At 71.3% G+C, this 16,139-nt stretch carries 13 protein-coding genes and 1 tRNA gene; 10 read left to right on the forward strand and 4 right to left on the reverse strand.

What is annotated here, in order from left to right; translation table 11 throughout:
* Positions 1–107 precede the first annotated feature (107 nt).
* From HNR07_RS28120 to HNR07_RS28140, 5 genes are all read left to right on the forward strand, one after another.
* Entirely contained in the window at positions 108–1,655 is a 1,548-nt protein-coding gene (locus HNR07_RS28120; protein ID WP_221318963.1) for an alpha/beta hydrolase, read from the forward strand.
* Between the two features lie 92 nt (positions 1,656–1,747).
* Positions 1,748–1,823, forward strand: a tRNA-Thr gene (locus HNR07_RS28125).
* 273 nt (positions 1,824–2,096) lie between these two features.
* Positions 2,097–5,426, forward strand: coding sequence for an AAA family ATPase (locus tag HNR07_RS28130; RefSeq protein ID WP_184368282.1), 3,330 nt, complete (start codon positions 2,097–2,099; stop codon positions 5,424–5,426).
* A 202-nt stretch (positions 5,427–5,628) separates the two neighbouring features.
* Entirely contained in the window at positions 5,629–9,033 is a 3,405-nt protein-coding gene (locus tag HNR07_RS28135) for a right-handed parallel beta-helix repeat-containing protein (RefSeq protein WP_184368286.1), read from the forward strand.
* Between the two features lie 319 nt (positions 9,034–9,352).
* On the forward strand, positions 9,353–9,706 hold the full coding sequence (locus HNR07_RS28140) for a hypothetical protein (protein WP_184368289.1): 354 nt from the start codon (positions 9,353–9,355) through the stop codon (positions 9,704–9,706).
* 11 nt (positions 9,707–9,717) lie between these two features.
* On the opposite strand, the gene HNR07_RS28145 is transcribed toward HNR07_RS28140, so the two are convergent.
* Positions 9,718–9,873: a hypothetical protein gene (locus HNR07_RS28145; RefSeq protein ID WP_017578808.1), complete on the reverse strand. Its 156-nt coding sequence runs from the start codon at positions 9,871–9,873 to the stop codon at positions 9,718–9,720.
* A 119-nt stretch (positions 9,874–9,992) separates the two neighbouring features.
* A complete protein-coding gene (locus tag HNR07_RS28150) occupies positions 9,993–10,826 on the reverse strand; it encodes an exonuclease domain-containing protein (protein WP_184368291.1) in 834 nt (277 codons plus the stop codon).
* A 165-nt stretch (positions 10,827–10,991) separates the two neighbouring features.
* Here HNR07_RS28150 and HNR07_RS28155 point away from each other — a divergent pair, with 165 nt between their 5' ends.
* The gene (locus HNR07_RS28155; protein WP_017578806.1) at positions 10,992–11,207 is read left to right on the forward strand and encodes a hypothetical protein; all 216 of its coding nucleotides are present in this window, start codon (positions 10,992–10,994) and stop codon (positions 11,205–11,207) included.
* A 58-nt stretch (positions 11,208–11,265) separates the two neighbouring features.
* A complete protein-coding gene (locus HNR07_RS28160; protein ID WP_184368294.1) occupies positions 11,266–11,655 on the forward strand; it encodes a hypothetical protein in 390 nt (129 codons plus the stop codon).
* Positions 11,656–11,797: 142 nt separating this feature from the next.
* Here the strand turns inward: HNR07_RS28160 and HNR07_RS28165 are convergent, their stop codons facing one another.
* Positions 11,798–12,358, reverse strand: coding sequence for a hypothetical protein (locus tag HNR07_RS28165; protein WP_184368297.1), 561 nt, complete (start codon positions 12,356–12,358; stop codon positions 11,798–11,800).
* Positions 12,359–12,909: 551 nt separating this feature from the next.
* On the opposite strand from HNR07_RS28165, the gene HNR07_RS28170 reads away from it, so the two are divergent.
* Both HNR07_RS28170 and HNR07_RS28175 read left to right on the forward strand, forming a co-directional pair.
* A complete protein-coding gene (locus HNR07_RS28170) occupies positions 12,910–13,200 on the forward strand; it encodes a hypothetical protein (RefSeq protein ID WP_184368300.1) in 291 nt (96 codons plus the stop codon).
* 136 nt (positions 13,201–13,336) lie between these two features.
* A complete protein-coding gene (locus HNR07_RS28175; RefSeq protein ID WP_184368304.1) occupies positions 13,337–13,945 on the forward strand; it encodes an RNA polymerase sigma factor in 609 nt (202 codons plus the stop codon).
* A gap of 68 nt (positions 13,946–14,013) precedes the next feature.
* Here HNR07_RS28175 and HNR07_RS28180 read toward each other — a convergent pair whose 3' ends face one another.
* Complete coding sequence (locus HNR07_RS28180) at positions 14,014–14,541, reverse strand: inorganic diphosphatase (RefSeq protein WP_184368308.1); 528 nt, start codon at positions 14,539–14,541, stop codon at positions 14,014–14,016.
* Between the two features lie 76 nt (positions 14,542–14,617).
* Here HNR07_RS28180 and dacB point away from each other — a divergent pair, with 76 nt between their 5' ends.
* Positions 14,618–15,973 (forward strand): D-alanyl-D-alanine carboxypeptidase/D-alanyl-D-alanine endopeptidase, encoded by a 1,356-nt coding sequence (gene dacB / locus HNR07_RS28185; protein ID WP_184368311.1) that lies wholly within the window; start codon positions 14,618–14,620, stop codon positions 15,971–15,973.
* The last annotated feature ends 166 nt before the right edge of the window (positions 15,974–16,139 follow it).

Raw genomic sequence — 16,139 nt, forward strand, 5'->3', positions numbered from 1 at the left:
CGGGGCGGCGGGCGCGGGGTACGGGCGGCCGCGGAGCCCGGGACAATGGTGCGGCTACGGGATTCGAGTGAAGGCGGTTACGGGTGGGGACGAGGCTTCGGGGTCCGTTGGCGGCACTGCTCGCCGGGGTGGTGCTGGTCTCCGGCTGCACGGCGGGCGGCGACACGGCCGACGAGGACAGCGGCGGCGGTGACGGCACCCGGGTGGACGTCGCGGAGCAGGAGCTCCTCTGGGAGGAGTGCGACAGCGGCCTGCCCGGCAGCGAGTGCACGGTCTTCGAGGTGCCGCTGGACTACGAGGACCCCGACGGTGAGCGGATCGAGATCGCGGTCAAGCGCTTCCCCGCCACCGGCGACGACGTCATCGGCTCCCTACTGGTCAACCCCGGCGGCCCCGGCGGCTCCGGGTTCGACTTCGTCGACCACGCCCCCTACACCGTCAGCGAGGCGGTGCGGGAGAGCTTCGACGTGGTCGGCTTCGACCCGCGCGGCGTGGGCCGCAGCACCCCGCTGACCTGCCTTGACGCCGAGGAGATCGACGACTACCTCGGAACCGACTACGGCGAGGCCGACGACCTCGCCGACCTCAGCCCCGAAGGGCTCGACCAGATCGAGGCCAAGAGCCGCGCCTTCGTCGAGGCCTGCGAGGAGAACGACTCCGAGCTGATGCGCAACATCGGCACCGCCGACGTCGCCCGAGACATGGACGTGCTGCGCGGGCTGCTCGGTGACGAGCAGCTCACCTACCTCGGCGCCTCCTACGGCACGCACATCGGCGCGCAGTACGCCGAGCAGTTCCCGGAGCGGGTTCGCGCCCTGGTGCTCGACGGCGCGGTCGACCCCAGCCAGGACCAGCTGAGCGTGAGCGTTCAGCAGGCCACCGGTTTCGAGACGGCGCTGCGCTCCTTCGTCGAGGACTGCCTGACCAGACCCGACTGCCCCCTCGGTAGCCCGGGGGACAGCGTCGACCAGGGCATCGCGGTTCTGGACGACTTCCTGGCGGACACGGCGGCCGAGCCGCTCACCAGTGCCACCGACGACGACCGCGAGGTCAACCGGGCCCGCGCCGAGCTGGGCGTGCTCGCGGCCCTGTACACCGAGAACTGGTGGCCGCGGGTGCGCGAGGCGCTCACCGACGCCATGGAGGGCGGCGACGGCACCGGACTGCTGCTGCTCGGCGACGACCTGTACGGGCGCGGCGACCTGGCCGAGTACGAGAACTCCACCGCGGCGCTCGTCGCCGTGAACTGCTCGGACTCGGAGGCGCCCCGCGAGGTGGAGGCCTACGCGGAGGCGGCGGCCGAGGCCGCCCAGGAATCACCGATGTTCGGCCCGATGCTGGCGTGGGGTGCTCTGACCTGCGCGTTCTGGCCGGAGGAGGCGGTGGCCCCGCTCGCCGAGCTCAACGCCCCGGGCGCCGACCCGATCATGGTGGTGGGTACCACACGCGACTCCGCCACCCCCTACGCCTGGTCCGAGGCGCTCGCCGCCCAGCTGGACTCGGGTTTCCTGGTCACCCGGGACGGCGACGGCCACACCGGCTACCGCATGGGCGATGCCTGCGTGGACACGATGGTCGACGACTACCTGCTGGAACTGGCCGTACCGGACGACGGGATGGCCTGTGCCGGTCCTCGCGCGGCCGAGGTCGGCTAGCCGCGACCCGGGTGGCCGGGAAAACGGTACGCGCCACTCATCGGAGGCGTTAGACTGGTTTCTGCTTCGGCACGTGCAACGCGTGCCGGTGTGCCGCCTTAGCTCAGTCGGCAGAGCGATTCACTCGTAATGAATAGGTCATCGGTTCGATTCCGATAGGCGGCTCCAGCCGAAACGCCACCCCGGACCGGGGTGGCGTTTCGCGTTGGTGGCCGATGGGGCGACCGTGTCTGTTCGGCGAACAGGTTCTCCACGGCCTCGGCCCCCTCCCTGAGCATCGGGCGGGCCTGAGGTGTTTCCGGGCCCGGTTCACAGGGCCTGCGGCACGCTTCCCGGCGGTGGTGCGCGCTACGGTACATAACGCACACACCTGATCCCTGGTGCCCCAGTTCCCCGCAAAGCCCCCCTACGCACCCCCGAGTACCCCCGAGGAGCCGCCGCATGTACACGGTCCGTGTGTCCAAGACCGACCCCCGAGCCTTCTCCTCCCTCGGGGACGCGGTCAGGGACCCTCGGTACGCGAATCTGGACCTGTACCTCCAGGTTGATCCGGGCTACTACATCGAGCCCCGGGGCGTCGGGGTGCAACGGAAACTGGTGGTGGTGCCGGCCCAGGGGCCCGAGACGGTGGTGGTCGCGGGGCCCCAGGAGGGCAACGTCTTCAACGTCAAGGGTGAGCTGGAGCTCTACGGCGTCAAGATCGTCGGCAACAGCTCTAAGTACCCGCCGCTGTACACGCACGAAGGCAGCCGGTTCAAGGCGGTCGACTGCTGGTTCGAAGGCAGCGTCCGGATAGACCTGAACGGCCGCGCACAGGAACTGCTGAACTGCACCTTCGTGGGGGCCGGTGTCTGCTGGTTCGAGGGCGGCGGTCGGATCGGCAACTCCTCCTTCCGTGACGCCGTCCTCACCCTCGGCAAGAACGCCCGTCCGGAGGTGAACGCGGTCGAATTCAGCGGCGGGTGCCCCGAGTGGAACAGTCTGACCGTTGACGGCGCCTCGATCACGGTCACCGACTGCGTCATCAAGAACGGCGGGAGCGAAGCCGGGACAGCGGTGGCCGTGCTCGGCGGTGCCAAGGCGCGGTTCGTCAACCTCTCGCTTCCCGAGCAGAGGTGGATGCCGATCATGGTGCGGGGCAGGGACACCCGTGCGGAGTTCAGTAATCTGCTGGTGTCCGGCGGGGAGGAAGGCTATCCCTCGGTCAGATTCCTGGAGGGCGCCTCGGGGAGCATCGAGGGCGCGCGGATCAGCAACATGGGATCCGTGGCCCTGGACGTGAACGACGCGGCCCTGACCGCGAAAGGTCTCGCCTGTGAGGACCTGACGGGCATCGCTCTCCAGGTGACGAAGGGCAGCGTGACCGGCGGCGGGCTCACCTTCAGCCGACTCGGGAACCATGCGGTCTCCGGTGTCGACGCACAGATCGACCTGTCCGACATCGAGATGCGGGACCCCCTCCCCAGTACTAACGAGGGCCTCGCCGGTATCTTCGTGGAGCGCTCCCGGCTCCAGCTCAGCCGGGTGCGGGCGTCCGGATCGAGGGGACCGGTGGCCATCACTGTGAAGTCCGACGCGACCCTGACCGACATCACCGCCGAGGGCGGTTGGGGCGGGCTCGTGGTCAAGGACGACAGCACGGTCAAGGTACGCGGCCTGCGGACCGCCAAGGCCGAGTGCAACGGCATGCTGGTGATGTCGGGTGCGTTCGTCGAGGCCGAGGACGTCGACATCGCCGAGACCGCCTACGATTCCGTCTACGTCGAGGGCGCTCGCCTCACGCTGCGCTCGTCCACGGTGAGCCAGAGCGAGGGGCAGGGGGTCGGGGTCCTACAGGGCGGGAGCGTCACCCTGGAGGACTGCACGATTCGGGACGGCGCACAGAACGGGGTCCAGGTCATCGACGGGAGCAGCCGGGCCCGGCTGCTCCGGGGCGAGATCACCGGCAACAAGGGCTACGGGATGGACTCGCACGAGGACGCCGCCGTCCAGGTCGAGGACACCGCCTTCACCGACAACAAGGTGAAGGAGCAGGTCCAGGCCCACGCCGCGGCGGAGGACGCCCCCGCCGGGCCGGACGCGCCGACGGGAGAGGCCAGGCCCCTGGAGGAGCTCCTCGCGGAACTCGACGCGATGGTCGGGCTGGACGGGGTCAAGAAGGAGGTCCGCTCACTCGTCAACCTCCTTAAGGTCAACGCGAAAAGGGCCGCGGCCGGGCTCCCCGTGCCCCCCATGAGTCGCCACATGATCTTCTCTGGGCCTCCCGGCACCGGCAAGACCACGGTGGCCCGCCTGTACGGGGAGATCCTGCGGTCCCTGGGCGTGCTGTCGAACGGACAGTTCGTCGAGGCGGCCCGGCAGGACCTGGTCGCCGAGCACCTGGGTGGGACCAGTGCCAAGGTCACCCAGGTGGTGGAGCGGGCCCGGGGCGGGGTGCTGTTCGTGGACGAGGCGTACGCGCTGTCCCGGCAGTTCGGTTCCGGCTCCGATTTCGGCCAGGAGGCCATCGACACCCTCATCAAGTTCATGGAGGACCTACGCGACGAGATCGTCATCATCTTCGCGGGCTACTCCAGTGAGATGCGGACCTTCCTCGACTCGAACCCGGGGCTGAGCTCCCGGGTGTCGAACACGATCGAGTTCGAGAACTACTCGCCCGAACAGCTCACCACCATCTTCGAGCGCCTGGCGGCCAAACAGAGCAACGAGCTCGGCGAGGGCGTGCGCGAGACCCTGGTCCAGCACTTCCAGAAGCAGAAGCGGGACGAGACCTTCGGCAACGGCCGGGAGGCGCGGCGGCTCTTCGAGGAAGTGCTCCAGGCCCAGGCCGACCGGCTCGCGGAGCTGGACGACATCAGCGCCGCGGACCTCTCCCTGATCCTGCCCGCCGACCTCGAGGGCGTGGTGGACACCGGCCTGTCCGCCCGGGTCGGCGCGCCCAGGGACGCCGACCAGACCCAGGCCCTGCTGGCCAAGCTGGAGGGCATGGTCGGGCTGGCCGGGGTCAAGAACGAGGTCGCCGGCATCATCACCCGCATCGCGGCCGCCCGGCGCAGGCAGGAGGCCGGGCTCAGCGGTAGCATCCCGCCGCAGCACCTGGTGTTCTCCGGGCCTCCCGGTACCGGTAAGACCACGGTGGCGCGGATCTACGGAGAGTTGCTGGCCGCACTGGGCGTCCTGGCCCAGGGACAGGTGGTCGAGGTGGCCCGAGGCGACCTGGTGGGCGCCTTCGTGGGCCAGACGGCGCAGAAGACCAAGGACGTGTTCGAGCGGGCCCGGGGCGGGGTGCTGTTCATCGACGAGGCGTACACGCTCGCGCGCGAGGGGGCCTCCGGTTCCGACTTCGGCCAGGAGGCCATCGACACCCTCCTCAAACTCATGGAGGACCACCGCGACGAGGTCGTGGTGATCGTGGCCGGCTACACGAACGAGATGGCCGGTTTCATGGCCAGCAACCCCGGTCTGGACTCGCGGTTCTCCGGGACGGTGGAGTTCGAGCCCTACGGCCGGGACGACCTGGTGGGGATCTTCACCGGGATGGCCCAGGGCTCCGACTTCCTGGTGCCGGACCAGACCCGCCAGGCCCTGGCCGGGGTCTTCGAGCGGGACGCGGCGCTGTACGCGCAGGGCAACGGCCGTGAGGTCCGCAAGCTCTTCGAAGCGGCCCAGGGCAAGCAGGCGTGGCGGCTCAACGCGCAGGCGCAGGCGGGGCACACGGTCGGCAAGGAGGACCTCCAGCTGCTGCTGCCGGAGGACGTCGGCGCGGTGTGAGACCCAGCGGAGACACTGTGTGATCGGTGAGTGGCCAGGTGGTCAGCCCAGCCCGGACCGGACCTGCGGTTCCGGGGGTGTTGACCGACCCTGGCCACACGTGTGTGCGTTGTCCCGGGTTCCCGGCGGCCCAGGTGGATACGGTACTTAGCGCAGACCCTCCGGCGCGGCGCCGGGGCCGATACCCCTTGGGAGTCGATGGATGATCACGGTCCGCGTCTCGAAGACAGACCCCGCCGCCGTTTCCTCGCTGGGGAAGGCGGTGCGGGACCATCGCTACCGGGCGGGCGGGGTCCACCTGGTCGTGGACCCGGGGGAGTACGTGGAGCCGCTGGTCATCGGGGTGCAGCGGCGCGTGGTCATCACCCCCGCCGAGGGGGCCGGGACGGTGACGGTCGTCGCGGCCAACGAGACCAACGTGTTCAACGTCCACGGGGGCGGCGCACTCGAGATCCACGGGATCTGCGTGCGCGGCTCCTCCGCGGAGTACCCGCCGCTGTACGTGCAGAAGGGCGCCCGGCTCAAGGCGGTCGACTGCGTCTTCACCGCGCCCAGGAGGGTCAACGTGGTGGGCGCCCGCGCGGAGATCGTCGGCTGTCGCTTCGAGGACAGCGGGCTGCTGTGGGACGGCAGCGAGGGCAGCGTGCGCGAGTGCTACTTCGCCGGTGCGGTGGTCGCCGTCCAGGGCGAGTGCGCGCCGAAATTCAGCGGGACGGTCTTCACCGGGGCCCACGACGACTGGCACACCCTCTACGTCGCCGGCTCCGCACCGGAGTTCGTCGACTGCGCGCTGGTGGACGGCGGCGGGGTCTACGTGCGGGACCAGGCCCGGCCTGAGTTCACGGACCTGAGGGTGACCGGCTCCCACGACTGGCCGGTGCGGGTCTACGAACGCTCCAGGGCGACCTTCACCCGCATGGTGGTGGAGGGCGCCCGCAAGAAGGACACGGACGCGGTCTTCGTCCACGGGGACTCCGAGGCAGCCCTGAACGACTGCGAGATCACCGGCGCGACCCGCACCGGGGTGGCGATCGAGGGCGGCAGGCTCACCGCGCGGGGGCTGACGGTGACCGGCGCCGCCACCGACGCCGTTCTCGTGGACGGCGGCGAGGCGACCATCACCGATCTGCGGTGCACCCGGATCGGCAAGGCCGCCCTGCTGGTCGCCGACGGGGCCAGGGTCACCGTCGCGGGGATGTCCGTGGCCGAGAGCGGGGAGAAGGAGCGGGGCGCGATCGCCGCCGTGCGCTCCCGGTTCGAGGTGAGCGACCTGCGGGTGAGCCGCTGGCACGGACCGATGGCCATCGTGGTGGGCGGTCGCGGGTTCTTCGAGGACATCGTCGGCCACGACGTGGGTTCGGGCATCCACAGCCGCGAGGAGGCCACGCTCACGGTGCGCGGCATGGTGCTGCGCGACGCCCGCGAGGACGGCCTGAACATCCTCGACGGCACCGAGATCCAGCTGCACCACGCTGACCTGTCCGACTGCGGGGAGGACGCGGTCTACGTCCAGGGCGGGCACGTCACGCTCCGCTCCTGCACCCTGTCCGGCAGCGGGGAGCGCGGCGTCCGAGTGGGGGAGGGCGGGGTCGCCGCCCTGGAGGACACCGCCGTCCGCGACGGCCGGGGCGACGGGATCATGGTGGAGGACGGCGGTCGGGTACGCCTGGTGCGGTGCACCGTGTCCGGCAACGAGGAGGAGGGCCTGTGGGCCGCGGGCGGCGCGTCGGTGTACCTGGAGGAGAGCACCTTCAGCGGGAACCGGGGCGGGGACGGCGACCAGGCCGGTTCGAGCGTCCCGGGTGCGGCTGCGAGCGTGGCCCAGCCGGGGGGAGGCGCTGCGGCCTGGGGGCCGGGTGAGAGCGCGGTCCGGGACCGGGCGCGACCGTTGGAATCGCTGCTCGCCGAGCTGGAGGGGATGGTGGGGCTGGAGGGGGTGAAGAAGGAGGTCCGATCCCTCGTCAACTTCCAGCTGGTGAGCGCCAAGCGGGTGGAGGCGGGTTTTCCGGCGCTCAACGTCAGCCGCCACCTGGTGTTCTCGGGCCCGTCCGGGACCGGGAAGACGACCGTGGCCCGACTCTACGGGGAGATCCTGCGTTCGCTGGGGGTGCTGGGCAAGGGGCAGCTGCTGGAGGTCTCGCGGGCGGACCTGGTGGCCGAGCAGCTCGGGGGGACGGCGCGCAAGACCGCCGATCTGGTCGGGCGGGCCCGGGGCGGGGTGCTGTTCGTGGACGAGGCCTACGAGCTCCTGGACGACGGTGCGGGGGCGGCCGGTGCGTGCCCGGACCCTGAGGGCGCCAGCGGACAGGAGGCCGTGGACACCCTCATCAGGCTCATGAAGGAACTGCGTGACGAGGTCGTGGTGGTCTTCTCCGGGAGGACCGGGCCGATGCGGGACTTCCTCGAAGCGAACCCGGCGCTGCGGGCCCGGGTGGCGCGCACCATCGAGTTCGAGGACTACTCGCCGGAGCAGCTGGGCGGGATCTTCGAGGGGATGGTCGAGGCCCAGGGCTACACCCTGGGGGAGGGCACACGCGACCTCCTGGTCCGGCACTTCCGGGGGCGGCCGCGCGGGGAGGTTCTGCGCGGGGAGGGTTTCGGTAACGGCAACGAGGCGCGCCGGGTGTTCGAGGAGGCGCTGCGGGCCCAGGCGGGCCGGATCGTGTCGGGCGACTACCAGACCGTGGAGGACCTCACCCGGCTCCGGCCCGCCGACCTGGAGGACGCGGTCGCCGCCGGGGCGGTCGGGTCGCGCGACGGGGCCCGGGTGCGCGCGCTGCTGGCCAGTCTGGACGGCATGGTGGGCCTGGCCGAGGTCAAACGCCAGGTGCGGGGGTTCGCGGATCTTCTGGCGTCGGCGCGGCGGACGGAGGGGGAGGCCGTGCCCGCCGCACGCCACCTGGTGTTCCTGGGACCGAGTGGGACCGGGCGGAGCACGGTGGCGCGGCTCTACGGTGAGCTGTTGGCGGCGCTGGGGGTCCTGGCCCGGGGGCACCTGGTCGAGGCCGGGCCGGGGCACCTGGTGGGACCGCCGGGGCAGCGCGGGCCGGGACAGGTGGCGCGGCGCACGCGTGAGTTGTTCGAGCGGGCGCGCGGCGGATTGCTGTACGTGACGGACGCGGATGAACTGACCAGGGACTTCGCCGGTGGCCGCGGGGTCGGTCAGGACGTGGTCGACACCCTGCTCGAACTCATGGAGGAGCACCCCGGTGAGGTCGTGGTGATCGTGTCCGGTCGCCCCCGGGAGATGTCCGGGTTCCTGTCGGGCAGCCCCGAGCTGGCCTCGCGGTTCTCCGGGACGGTGGAGTTCGCTCCCTACGGCCGGGAGGAGCTGGTGGGGGTCTTCGCGGTGATGGCCGAGCGGGCCGACCTCCGGGTCCCGGAAGCGACCCGGCGGGCGCTCGCGGAGATGGTCGGGGCGGACGACGGGCGGTTCACCGAGGAGAACGGGCACCGGGTGCGGGCGCTGTTCGAGGCGAGCGTGACCCGGCAGGCGCGGCGGATCGAGGCGGCGGCGCAGGCTGGGGACAGCCCCGACGTGGCCGAGCTCCAGACCCTGCTGCCGGAGGACCTCCCCGAACGGGGCTTGGGGGGTGTCGCGCCGTAGGCGTCCGTTGAGGGTGGTGGTGGGCGACGTGGCGTGGGGGTGTTGCGCCGTAGGTGTCCGTTGAGGGTGGTGGTGGGCGACGTGGCGTGGGGGTGTTGCGCCGTAGGTGTCCGTTGAGGGTGGTGGTGGGCGACGTGGCGTGGGGGTGTTGCGCCGTAGGTGTCCGTTGAGGGTGGTGGTGGGCGACGTGGCGTGGGGGTGTTGCGCCGTAGGTGTCCGTTGAGGGTGGTGGTGGGCGACGGGTGGGCTTGGGGGAATGATTACTCCGCGTGTATCGGTGTTGAGCCTGTCGTGTCCGAAGTATGGGTAGGTGGGCGATATGAGTCTGTTGTTCATGTTGTTCGCCCTGATGGGCGCGGTGATCGTGCTTGGCGGTGGCTCCTACGCCCTGCGCCGCGTCCTGGCCCACATGGAGGCGCGCGTCGCCGTGGCGGAGCCGGAACCGCCCCCGAGGGCCGAACACGGCAACCACGTGGGCGGGTACGTGCCGATCCAGCGCGATCCCGACGAACTCCCCGCCGAGGTGCTCTCCCGGGCGCGCAACCTGGTCGCGCTGGGGCGCGCCGACGAGGCGGTCCGGCTGGTCCGGACGCGCCTGGGCGGTGACGAGAACCGGGCGCGGCTGGTGGTGCGGCGCCTGGGCGAGGAGGGGCGGCCCGCGCTGGAGCCCTGAGCTGGTGCTGGTCAGGTGCGCTGGCGGTTCTGCAGCCATCCCCACACGGCGGTCGCGACGAACAGCAGGCCGCCGATCACGGCCAGCCAGAACAACCCCCTGATCACGATGCCGAGGATGGCCAGGATCAGCCAGATCGCCAGCAGGACGAGGATGAGGTAGACCATGTGCGCTCCTGGTCGGTCAGTGTGCTTCGGGCCGATCAGTGAACTACCCCGCTGGCCCCCCTCCATACCGGCTGGCGCGGCGCCGCCTGAGCCGGGGCGTCCGGATCCAGCTCCGGGGATCAGGGCCAGGTGCCGTCGACCACCGTTCCGTGGTCCGGTTTCTCCCGGTCCAGCCACTCCTGGCGCCTGCGGGCGAACTCCCCGGCCCACTCCACCTGCCGCCGGTGCAGTTCCGGCAGGGTGAGCGCCGCCGCCTCGGGGTGGCGGGCACCGATCTCCACGGCCAGGGCCAGCGCGGCCGCGGCGTCGCCCACGGCGGTGTGCGCGTCGGTCAGCGCGACCCCGTAGTACTCGCACAGGGCGCTCAGCGTGCGCTTGCCGCGCCGGAAGGGCTCCAGGCCCCGGTCGATCACCAGCGGGTCCACGACGGGCTCCACGGGACCGCCGAGGGCCTCGGAGAGCGGGCTCAGGCCGTGCCTGCGCCGTTCGGCGTCCAACAGCGTGAGGTCGTAGGGCGCGTTGAACACGACCAGTCCCCGGCCGCCGTCCAGGTGCCCGGCCAGGGTCGCGGTGATCTCCTCGATACACTCCGTGGCCGGACGCCCCTCGGCGCGGGCCCGCTCGGTGCTGATGCCGTGGACGGCCACCGCCCCGGCGGGGATCTCCTTCTCACCGGGGTCGACCAGCCAGGTGCGCCGGCCGCCGTCGAGGTCAACCACGGCGGCCGAGACCAGGAAGGCGGTGGCGGGGTCGGGGGAGGAGGTCTCGGTGTCGAACCCGGCGAGGTCGGTGGTGTGCCAGCCGGTGTGGCCGCCGCGTGCGGGAGGGGCCGGGCGCGGTTCGTGGTCGGCGCAGTGGGTGCGCCAGCGCCCGCTCTCCTTGACGACGAAGCCCGCCCCGCTCTCCACCCGGACCGAACAGGTGACGCAGGTGCCGGGGAAGCGGTTGCGCATGGATTCCTCTCCGGCCGGGCGGCGGCCCGGTACGTGGTTGGCCGCTGTGAGCAGCGGCGATTCGGGACCATCGTAGGTCCGGGCGGTGACAGTCCGGGGCGGGGCGGGGAAGGTGCTGGTGGGGCGGGTGTGTGCGATGGCCTTCTTCTGGGGAAGTGAAGGGACATGAGTCTGGAAGAGGCATCACGTCAGCTGGAAGCCGCTATCCACGATGCGCGGGTCTCGTTCGACTGCATCCTGTTGGAGGAGCTGGACCGGGCACACACCAACGCCATCACCGCCCGGGCCGCCGTGGATGCGGCCGAACAGGCGATCCGGGTGGAGTTGGAGAGGCGGACGGCCGAGGAGACGGACAAGGAAGAGGCCGACAGCCCCGACTGACCGGAGGGATCCCCGGCCTCGGGGCCGTGGGTATCGAACACGTTTTCGAACAACGGGTATGCTGTGTGGTATGCCCGATCAGTCCCTGACGCCGGACTGGCCCGCGAGTGTGCACCCACCCGGGTCGGACTCCTTCGAGCGGACGGCCCTGGAATGGTTGTTCGACCACGTGCCGGCCGACTACCGGTTGCACGGGGTCCTGCGGCGCCACCCCGTGGCCCTTTCCCGGCTGGCGCGCCAGTACGTCTCCGCGGCGCTGGAGGCGGCCCGGGAGGGGTACCGCACGGCCCGCGTGGACCTACGCGACCAGTTGCCGCCGCACGCCCTCGACCAGGTCATGAACGCCTACCTCGCGGAGGGGCAGCGCACCGCAGACGTCCTCCGCGCCGTCGAGGCGGTGGATGGGGCGCTGCGCGCCTCGGCCCCGGACGGGGGCCGCCATGAGTGAGCCCCCGCGTGATTTCCCGGACGGGTCCCACGAGCGGCCCGTCGGTTCGCTGGAGTGTTCGGGCGGTGCTCCGCGGCGGCCAAGCGGTTCTCCGAGACCGCCGGGCGGTTCGCCGGAGCGCTCAGGCGACTCCCTGAGGCGGTCAGGCGGTCACCCGGACCAGGACGGCCACCTCGTCGCCGGTGTTCACCAGGTAGTGGTGGTCCTGCGCGGCGGTGCCGGTGCCGCTCACCACGCGGGTCCGGCCGGGGGCCAGCTCGGCTGCCGAGCGCATCTGGCCGTCGGCGCCGGAGGTGATCAGGTGTGCCCGACCACTGACCAGGTGCAATACCTCCAGAGTGTGCGGGCGGTCGGAGCGCCGGGCCGGGCCGGGCACGAAGCTGTTGGGTTCGAGGGCGACCGTGGTCACCCGGAACCGGCCGCTCACGTGCCGCCGGGCGCTGCGCGGGGCGGGCTGCCAGTGGCCGCGCCGGGTCGGCCACAGGGTCGGCCGGAGCAGCGAGGAAGCGGCGCCGCGGGCCGCGGAGACCAGCTGTCCGAGGGTGGGCAGACGGCGTTCGCTCAGGTGGGCGTAGCCGGAGGTGCGACCCGCGTCGATCACGTCGCCGATCCCGTCGAGCGAGACGGACGCGGCGCGCGGGCGGGGGGTGTGCTCGGTCGCGCCGGGGCGGAGGACGGTCGTGGCGGAGGCCTGCTGGGGCATCGTGAGAAGATCCTTCACGTGTACGCGGCCGGGTCCTGTGACCGGGGCCGCGGGTATGTCGTCAGTGGGCCCCGGCGGTGCCGGGGCGGCAGGGGCGGCCGCTCCGAACGTGCGTTCGGAGGGGAGAATCACCCAGGTGGAGCTCGCTCGCGGGCCCGTCACACCACGGGGTGGAGGCCGCTCACGGACTGGTCGGGCGGGGTCGGTCGACTCAGACCCCTCGGCTGCGACTCAGTGACGACAACACGGACACGCCGCACGGGCCAGGTGGCAGGAGACCCAGGGGGTCGTACGAGCCGTGGCGTCGGTGCGGGTGCGCGGATACATGAAGGTAAGGAGACCAGTAAAGCCGGTCGTGCGTCAAGCGAACGCCGGGAATCGTGCGTGTCGTACAGCTCACCGGTTCGCCCGGAACATGTTGCGGGCGGCGCCCGGTGGTGGTGACATGTGGAACCCGAGAACACGGCGCCTCCGCCGGTCCGGGACCCATCCCCCAGTACAGCCGTAGCGACAGGAGTGGCCGTGCAGCCGTCCGTCCCCAGAGGGCAGCCTTGAGCCCCCAGGCACAGGGCCTGTGGGCGCGTGTACTGGTGCGTGCCCTCGTCGTGGCCGCCGCCGGTGTGATGGCGCTCGGCTTCCTCGGGCCCGGGGCAGCGCTGCTGGTCACCTTCCTGACCGCGCTCACCTACGTGCTGCTGTGGGCGCGTTCCCGCTACGCGGGCTTCCTGTTCGTCGACCCGGGGCCGGGCCCCGGCCCCGAACCGCCCGAAGACCCCGCCGTCGACCCGGACGGTCCGACGGACCCGCCGCGCGGTCCCCGCCCCCGGAACCCACCGGACTGAGATCACATTCCCCGCGAGGACGACGCGGAGAAGAGCGTCCCGTGCAGTTCAGGGGCGCCGCGGGGAGAGCGGGCAGCGGCGTGTCTTTCACCGAACCGGGGGGTGGCACCCCGTGCGCGGCGTAGATTCTAGGGCTATGACGGACCGGGATCTTCTGTACGTGCTGAGCTCCGGCCGGGTCCCGCCGGCGGACGCCTACAGCAGGCTCCTCGACGCCTATGGAGAGGAGCTGTACCGGCGTTGCATCCTGGTCCTGCGGGACAGGGACGCCGCGCACGTCGTCCTCAGAGACACGCTGATCGTCGCCCGCGCGCACATCGGCCGACTGCCGGACCCCGAGCTCCTGGGGGAGTGGCTGCACGCGGTGACGGAGGCCGAGTGCGTGCGGTACCGGCAGCTCCGCGCGCCCTGGCCCGGCGACTGCCGGCCGCTGTCCCTGCCGGAACGGACGGAGATGGTCCGGGCCAGGGTCCTCAACGGGATGAGCGGTCCCGAACTGCACGGCTACCGCATCCACGTCGCGGCCCGGGCCGACCGCTTCGGCGATGACGGCTTCCCGCTGCGGCCCGAGACCCCGCGGTTCCCGGCCGGGCTGTCCCCGGTGCCGCTGGTCGTCGCTGTACTGTGCGCGCTGCTGGTGCTCGCGCTGGCCGGTTACGCGCTGGTCCGCGACCCCGTCCACGAACTGGGCACGGACGAGGTGCTCCTGAGCTGCGGAGACCCGCAGGGGGCGGTCCGGGCATGACGAAGGCCCGGCGGGGAAAACCTGCCGGGCCTGACAAAGGCAACCGAGACGCGTGGTGGCGTCGGCGGTTACTTGTCCTCGTTGGTGATGATGTGCGAGGAGTCTCCGTGCACACCGGCCTCCTCGGCGCGCTTCACCGAGGCGATGATCTCCTGCTCGGCCTCGTGGCGGCCGACCCAGCTGGCGCCCTCGACGGACTTGCCGGGCTCGAGGTCCTTGTACACGGTGAAGAAGTGCTCGATTTCGAGGCGCTCGAACTCGTTGACGTGGTGAATGTCACGCAGGTGCTCCTGGCGCGGGTCCGTCGCCGGAACGCACAGCAGCTTGTCGTCGCCGCCCGCCTCGTCACGCATGCGGAACATGCCGATGGCGCGCGCCCGGATCAGGCAGCCCGGGAAGGTCGGGGCCTTGAGCAGGACAAGAGCGTCCAAGGGGTCGCCGTCCTCGCCGAGGGTGCCCTCGACGAAGCCGTAGTCGGCGGGGTAGGTCGTAGAGGTGAACAGCATGCGGTCGAGACGGATACGACCGGTCTCGTGGTCCACCTCGTACTTGTTGCGCTCCCCCTTGGGGATCTCGATCGTAACGTCGAATTCCATGCTGATCTCGGCTCCCAATGCGACTAATGTCGCCGTATAACTACAACGTCAGACCGCGACACCGAAGGAAGGGCAGGTGCCCCGGGTGCGACGGGTACGAGGCGAGGCGTTCCTCGCGCTGGCCCTGCTCAACATATTCGTGCTGATCACCGGGTTCGTCGCCCTGGACGTGATCGAGGCACGACCGCTTCCGGCGGTGCCCAACCCCGTCACGCACGCCGACGGCGTGGCGGCGGTTGCACCCGCGGCCCCGACTCCGGCGGACCCGGCTCGGATCGCGGACATTCTTGATGATCCCATGTCATCCTCCGGGCTTGAGGAGGGCCTCTCCGGTTACGTGGTTGACGGCGTGACGGGAGAGACACTCTTCGAACGGGACGCGGACACCCCGGTGACCCCGGCGTCGACGACCAAGATCGCCACGGCGGTCACCGTTCTGGACGCCGTCGGCCCCGACCACGTGCTGCGGACCGAGGCCTACTTCGACCCCGGAACGAACCGCGTGGTGCTGCGTGGCGGGGGCGACGCGACGCTGACCGCGACCGCCGACCCCGCAGCTTACCCGCAGGCAGCGACCCTGTCGGAGCTCGCCGAGGACACCGCTGCAGCCCTCGCCGACCTGGGGTCGGACACGGTCTCGGTCGGCTACGACGACTCCCTGTTCACCGGATCGGAGACCGGCCCCGGCTGGAAGCCCAACTACGTGACCGAGGGCAGCACGGCGACCATCCACGCGCTGATGGTCGACAGCGGCCGGGTGGACCCGGACGTGTCCACCCGCTCCCCGAACCCGCCGCTGGCCGCCGCGGAGGCCTTCGCCGACCAGCTGGAGCGGGCCGGGCTGACCGTCGAGGGCTCCCCGGCCGAGGCCGAGGCCTCGGGCGATCCCGTCGCCTCCGTGGACTCCATGCCGATGAGCGCCCTGGTCGAGTTCATGATGCTGGCCAGTGACAACAACATGGCCGAGTCCATGAGCCGGATCGCCGCCCTGGAATTGGGTGAGGAACCCTCCTTCGCCGGAGGCGCGGCCGCCACCCACCGGGTGATGGACGACCTGGGCATCGAGGGGGTCAGCCTGTCCGACAACAGCGGCCTGAGCACCGAGAACCGCATCACGCCGCGCGCCCTGGTCCAGCTGGTCAAGGTGGCCGCCGAGGAGCCCCGGTTCAACGCGGCCGTCACCGGCCTGCCCACCGCCAACTCCACCGGCACCCTGGCCGGGCGCTACTCGGAGTTCTCCAGCTCCCACGACGCGGCGGGCCTGGTCCGCGGCAAGACCGGCACCCTGGACGGGGTGAGCACCCTGGCCGGGACCATCCACGACCAGGAGGGCAACGTGTTCGTGTTCGCCCTGATGGCCAACAGCGCCGGAGCCTCCGGCCCCCAACTCGACACGCTCGCCGCGGCCCTGAGCCGGTGCGGGTGTTCGTGACCTCCTGTGCCTCGGCGGCGCCTTGGCCCACCCGTCACCCACCACCCTCAATAGACACCCTTGGGGCGAACGTCTGCGGAGGCCATGGAGCCGGGGCTTTCGGCCGGTCTCAGGGGGATCCCTGGGCCTGCCCTGAAATAGCGCCCTGATCCCCGTGCTCACAGGC

The sequence above is a fragment of the Nocardiopsis metallicus genome (genome assembly GCF_014201115.1).
Lineage (GTDB): Bacteria > Actinomycetota > Actinomycetes > Streptosporangiales > Streptosporangiaceae > Nocardiopsis > Nocardiopsis metallicus.

Excerpts from the sequence above, each read along its gene's own strand:
- HNR07_RS28130 (WP_184368282.1), top strand. The coding sequence starts at position 2,097 with ATGTACACGGTCCGTGTGTCCAAGACCGACCCCCGAGCCTTCTCCTCC.
- HNR07_RS28135 (WP_184368286.1), top strand. The coding sequence starts at position 5,629 with ATGATCACGGTCCGCGTCTCGAAGACAGACCCCGCCGCCGTTTCCTCG.
- HNR07_RS28140 (WP_184368289.1), top strand. The coding sequence starts at position 9,353 with ATGAGTCTGTTGTTCATGTTGTTCGCCCTGATGGGCGCGGTGATCGTG.
- HNR07_RS28145 (WP_017578808.1), bottom strand. The coding sequence starts at position 9,873 with ATGGTCTACCTCATCCTCGTCCTGCTGGCGATCTGGCTGATCCTGGCC.
- HNR07_RS28150 (WP_184368291.1), bottom strand. The coding sequence starts at position 10,826 with ATGCGCAACCGCTTCCCCGGCACCTGCGTCACCTGTTCGGTCCGGGTG.
- HNR07_RS28155 (WP_017578806.1), top strand. The coding sequence starts at position 10,992 with ATGAGTCTGGAAGAGGCATCACGTCAGCTGGAAGCCGCTATCCACGAT.
- HNR07_RS28160 (WP_184368294.1), top strand. The coding sequence starts at position 11,266 with ATGCTGTGTGGTATGCCCGATCAGTCCCTGACGCCGGACTGGCCCGCG.
- HNR07_RS28165 (WP_184368297.1), bottom strand. The coding sequence starts at position 12,358 with ATGCCCCAGCAGGCCTCCGCCACGACCGTCCTCCGCCCCGGCGCGACC.
- HNR07_RS28175 (WP_184368304.1), top strand. The coding sequence starts at position 13,337 with ATGACGGACCGGGATCTTCTGTACGTGCTGAGCTCCGGCCGGGTCCCG.
- HNR07_RS28180 (WP_184368308.1), bottom strand. The coding sequence starts at position 14,541 with ATGGAATTCGACGTTACGATCGAGATCCCCAAGGGGGAGCGCAACAAG.